This window comes from Desulfobulbus elongatus DSM 2908 (assembly GCF_000621145.1).
Lineage (GTDB): Bacteria > Desulfobacterota > Desulfobulbia > Desulfobulbales > Desulfobulbaceae > Desulfobulbus > Desulfobulbus elongatus.
Map to the genome: position 1 here is coordinate 1 of NZ_JHZB01000069.1, position 4,936 is coordinate 4,936.

General features: G+C 54.8%; 6 protein-coding genes and 2 pseudogenes. 2 read left to right on the forward strand and 6 right to left on the reverse strand.

The genetic code is table 11. From position 1 onward, the window contains the following. A pseudogene (locus Q362_RS23920) lies at positions 1–256 on the forward strand (hypothetical protein); the annotation flags it as partial. Between the two features lie 49 nt (positions 257–305). On the opposite strand, the gene Q362_RS23925 reads toward Q362_RS23920, so the two are convergent. From Q362_RS23925 to Q362_RS21610, 6 genes and pseudogenes are all read right to left on the reverse strand, one after another. Then, positions 306–467 (reverse strand): hypothetical protein, encoded by a 162-nt coding sequence (locus Q362_RS23925; RefSeq protein WP_157470328.1) that lies wholly within the window; start codon positions 465–467, stop codon positions 306–308. Beyond that, positions 464–808 (reverse strand): hypothetical protein, encoded by a 345-nt coding sequence (locus Q362_RS0117440; RefSeq protein WP_028319666.1) that lies wholly within the window; start codon positions 806–808, stop codon positions 464–466. Before Q362_RS0117440 ends, Q362_RS23925 begins: the two co-directional genes overlap by 4 nt. A gap of 62 nt (positions 809–870) precedes the next feature. Continuing rightward, positions 871–1,206, reverse strand: a complete 336-nt coding sequence (locus Q362_RS24795) for a Fic family protein (RefSeq protein ID WP_281172913.1) — start codon at positions 1,204–1,206, stop codon at positions 871–873. Beyond that, positions 1,182–1,919, reverse strand: coding sequence for a Fic family protein (locus Q362_RS21605; protein ID WP_281172914.1), 738 nt, complete (start codon positions 1,917–1,919; stop codon positions 1,182–1,184). Before Q362_RS21605 ends, Q362_RS24795 begins: the two co-directional genes overlap by 25 nt. Further along, positions 1,916–3,001 (reverse strand): hypothetical protein, encoded by a 1,086-nt coding sequence (locus tag Q362_RS0117450; protein WP_028319667.1) that lies wholly within the window; start codon positions 2,999–3,001, stop codon positions 1,916–1,918. Before Q362_RS0117450 ends, Q362_RS21605 begins: the two co-directional genes overlap by 4 nt. Positions 3,002–3,009: 8 nt before the next feature. Beyond that, a pseudogene (locus Q362_RS21610) lies at positions 3,010–4,599 on the reverse strand (restriction system-associated AAA family ATPase); the annotation flags it as partial. A 106-nt stretch (positions 4,600–4,705) separates the two neighbouring features. Between Q362_RS21610 and Q362_RS0117460 the strand changes: the two are divergent. Further along, positions 4,706–4,936: transposase (locus tag Q362_RS0117460; RefSeq protein ID WP_211248514.1), on the forward strand; the 231-nt coding region annotated here is incomplete at its 3' end.

Consider the following 4,936-nt stretch of genomic DNA (forward strand, 5'->3'; position numbering starts at 1 on the left):
CAGCGGCAACTTGGGCCGCATGACACTTCGCGGTATGGACAATGTTGCCAAACGCTACCTGATGCATGCCGCTGGCTACAATCTTGGTCTGGTGATGCGTCATCTGTACCGGCACGGCACTCCCAGAGAGATGGCCGGCCTGGTTGTTCGTCTGTTTTGGCCTGTAGGGAGCCTTGTATTGCTCCTCGTAACCGGATTTCGCGCTACGGATAAAATTCCTCCAGGGCATGTTTTGACCGGTGCCGGTTTGTCTTGATCGGCTTGGCGTGCCGTACCGAGTGCATGCTCCCGGAAACATGGCTTTTTCAACGGGCTGCTAGGGCGAAGCGGGCATTGAGAAATGCCTGATTATTCTTGCTGGATGCATAAAGGTCCTGAATCAGGCCGATCAATGCCGGAGGTTCGAGGTCGGCAAGCCGGCGTTTGAGGTCGCTCCAGGTTGGTTGCTTCTTACTCGTTTTTTTCATGAATCCAGCTCTCTGTCCTTGATGGCCCGAAAGGCCGAGTCGTCAGCCTGATGGAGATAGAAGCGGCCATGCAACTCGCCATTTTCGATGACTGCCCAACCCCGTCCGCAGAACAAATCGTTCTCATCCTGTCCAGACCAGGAGAATTCAAAATGTGGACTGTTGCCGATCTGTTCCACGCGGCCGTCTATTTCACCGAATACCAGCCCAAACTGAAACTGTCCGGTTCCATCTGAGTCGATCAGGATGTAAGCCGGTACTTCCATGTCGACATACTCCTGGTCCCACCGTTCCATGTCGACGATGCGCCAATTGCCAATAAATGTTTGTATTCGATTCATATGCCGTCTTTTCAAAACCTTGCTGCAAGCACTCCCAAGCCACCACAAGATGTCACAGCTTGTCACAGCTCGGCCAGCGCGTAGTGGCGGGTGGGATCGGTTGGCCCAGCCCCAATTTCCACGATCACTTTTCTGTCGAGCATTCCCTTGAGGTCACGCTGAAGGCTGCGGCGGTTGACTTTCGGGCAGAGCGTCTCAAAATCCTGGATGGTCAACTTGCCGGGCCCGATGATATGCCCCAGAGCCTTGGCCTGGCGCTCGTTGAGGCCGGGCTGTTGCACCAGCACGTCGCGGCGGATAACCCGTTCGCTGCGTTCGCGCACCTCGACCATTTGGGTTTCCAGGCCGGTGACGAAGTAATCGAACCATCCGGTCATGTCCATGTCCTTGTCGCGCACGCTCTGGATCGACCGGTAAAAGGTTGGCCGGTCACGGTCGTAATATTCGCTGATGGTGAACAGCCGCTTGAAGTCATACCCTGCCTTGTACAGGCAGAGGGTGGAAAGTAGTCGCGATGTGCGGCCATTGCCATCCAGAAACGGGGGATATGCACCAGCTGAAAATGGGCGATGCCGCTGACCAGTACCGGGTGGACATCGAGGTCAGCGTTCAGCCACTGGACCAGCTCCGACATCATCACCGGGACCTCCACCGCCGTGGGCGGGGTGCAGATCACCTGGCCGGTGCCAGAGTTGACCACGTAGTTCTGAATACGCCGGTATTCCCTCGGCGCGGCGCTGCCACTGCGCACACCTTCCACCAGCTTGCGGTGGATTTCGCGGACCATCCCTAGGGTGATCGGGTCGCCGCTATCGAGACATTCCGAGATAAACTCGAAGGCGGTGCGGTAGTTGAGCAGTTCCCGCGCTTCGTCCGGGTCAGCCTCCGGCACCGCTTCGCCCCTCCACAGCCGCTCGGCCTGGTCCAGCGTCAGCCGGGTGCCCTCGATGTGGGTGGAGTGGTGCGCCTCCAGAATCAGCGCCTGTTCGCCCACCTCACGCACCCAGTCGGCGGAAAGCTGCGCCGCCTCCAGAAAACCCCGTGCCCGCTCGATGCGGGTGATAGCCTGGGTCATGCGGTTGGTGATGGTGAATGTCGGGGTGAAGGTCATGGCGCAACACCTCCCGCTGCAATAGCCTCAAACAGACCGGCCCGCTGGCAGCCTTCCAGGAAGGCCAATTTCAAGAAATTGCTATTGGCAACCGGATCTTTTGCGGTCTGTTGCTGAAAGGTGGCAAGCGAGGCTTCAGGTGCGATACCGTGGGTATCGCGGAGAATGCGAATCTGTTCCAGCCAGTCCTTGGCGTCAACGTCGCAACATTTGGCCTTGTAACGCTCATCGAGGCCATACACCTCTTTCCAGGTCTCTATCTCCTCATGGACAGCAGCCGGGCCGAAGGTGAGCTGAATGTCGGCGGGTGTCAGCCGGTCAATATCCGGACTGCCGAGATCAACGGTGATTTCGATACCGTGAGCACCTGTTGCATAGGGATAAAATGCCTTGCGTCGTCCGGCGGCATTTTGGGCTGGATCTTTGCTGAGTTTGTAGGTGCTGTTGCACTCATGGCAGGCCGGGGCGAGATTACGGAAATTGATCGAATTGAAGGGGTATCGGTATTTAGGTAGATAATGATCGTAAGCTTCCCTTCTGGTGTGATGAATGCCTTTCATATCACTAAGCCCACAGAAAGGGCATTTGCCGGCATTATTCACTGTAAAGAACTGTTTGTTGTGATCCGCAATGTCTCCGATTTGCGTTTTCACGGCAGCCAGCCCAAGAAATGATTTGTCGTAAAGGCCACGGAAAAAAGAGGCTATTGTTTTTCCCAGGACAGGATACGCAGCAAACAAATCTTTATATCGTATAATCCCAACCGCCGGATCATTTGCGCAGACCTTTTCGATGTCGTTGTTGGCCTGGTACCACTGTTTCAGCTGGTCGAGTTGTGACGGGGTCAGAGTCGCAAATTGGCTATAAATGCCTTCCACATGACCGTAGAAGAAGTCACCACCCTGCGTGTCACCATAGAAAAAAGCCTCCATCATCTCCTTGAGCTCGGCATTGCTGTCGAACAGCTCAAGGCGAAAGCCACCGTTGCCAGGCGCCTTGCACCACACCTTAAAAAAGATGAAGTCGATGAACTCCTGCATCTTCTCCATCGTATGTGGGACATAGGTGTAGGGGAATAGCATCAGCCCAGCTACTCCTTGCTGTTGAGGATGGTTTTAATCAGCAGGACCTTCTCAACTGAGTCGCCGAGCTGGCGATTGATTTCGGCGATGAGCTGCTCCTTGTCCTCTCCTTGTTCAAAGCGCTGCCGCAGACCGTCCAGCATGGCCTGGGCATGGCCGCCGATGGTCTCGCGCTTGTCGAAGGTGGCCATGGTGATCTTGTTGATAGACGCTCCCAGGGTGTTGTATTCGGGATTTTTGACGGTGACCTCGCCTGTTTTCTTGTCTTTCTTGAACACCAACACCTTTTCCGGTCGGCTGTCAGAGATCAGAAACGGGGTGTGGGTGGTGACCAACATCTCCTGGCCGTCACTGCCACCAAGACTCTGGTGTAAACGGGTGACGAAGTTGGCGCGCCAGTCGGGGTTGAAATGGGTCTCCGGCTCGTCGAGCAGGAACAGGCTTTGGGTGTTCTTGAACAGTAGGCAGAGCCCCAGGGTGTGCAGGAGCTGGTGCTCGCCGTCGGAGAGGTTTTTGAGCATCACTGGCTCGGCTACGTCAGTCTTGCGGAACTTGACGAACTTGAAGCGCATGATGCGCTCGTCCGAGGCCAGGGTCGGCACCGTCTCGCTCACATAGTGGCTGTCGGATTGGTAGAGGTCGTTTTTAAGGGGTTCACTGACCGCGAAAAGATTAAGCGTCAGCAGCACCTGGAAGGCCTGAAAGAGCTCCAGCGGATCATTGCTGAAGTTTTCACGGAAGGCCTCTCGGGTCGCATCATTGACAAAGTAGTCGAGATAAAGTGTATCGGTGGTTTCATCCAGATAGGTACAAGTGGCGCACCGTTGCAGGCGAGGAATAATGTTTTTGGACTTCTCATCACCATCTAGCCGTTCAATCAGGTTTAGACGTAACGAGCTGCCGTTAAACATGCTCTCGGGTGCTTCCAGCGCATCATGAGCGCGGATAATTTCATCGCGGATTCGTTCCTGCTGACGCTTGCTACTTTCGTTCTTGTACTCTGACCGTATGCGATTGGCCCGCGCCGATTGTTCATCTTCCGTCAGAGGATCGAACTCCGATAGCTGCGACTCGCCCAACGGGATGCTGCGCCGGATGATGATGCGGAACTCCTTGAGCTCTTCTATGCCGATGTCTTCGTGAAAGGGCGCAAGGGATTCTGCATCCTGAAACAGGAGGTTGCATAGCAGAATTGCCTGACTGAATTCATTGTCCAGATAGGCCATCCGTGTTTCAGGGCGACCGGGATAGTCCAACCTGTCCTTCAGCTTCTGCCAATACTCGTCGTACTGAATAAACCGCATCTTGAAAAACGGCAGGCTCAGGATCTGGTTTTCACCGGAGGAATAGCCCAGCACAAAATCGGGTAGCAGGATGTCGCGTTCTTCGGCCGTGAACGAACCTTCGCCTTCGGCATCAAATTCAGCTTTATTGACCCAATCGATGCGGGGCGATTCATTCAGTTGCTTGATGATGCGCACATGAATCCACGGGAGGTCGGTTTCAAAGCGGACCGGAAAGTTCATCGGAAACCGCGCGTCCTTCGGTGGGCGGATCAGATATTCCAGCTCAAAGGCATTGGGTGTTCCTTCGCCATCCTTTATCAGCCCGTTGAAAAACCCCGTAACCCTGTAAAACCTATTGCCCCAATCCCCATGTGCGGTAAATTGATTTTATCATTTCACAACAAGGAGTTATTACCGTATGGCGATTGGTAGACGCAAACCCAAGCAACAGACAATGTGGGTCAACCAGCATCAGCTTCCCAAGGGCCAAGGGCATCCCTTTTACTCCCGGCTCAACGATCTTCTCGCCAAGGATGGTTTCGACTCTTGGGCGGAAGAGCTCTGCGCCCCGTGTTTTGCCAGCAAGGGAAGGCCCTCCATTCCGCCCGGAGTCTATTTTCGGATGCTGTTCATCGGCTACCTGGAAGGT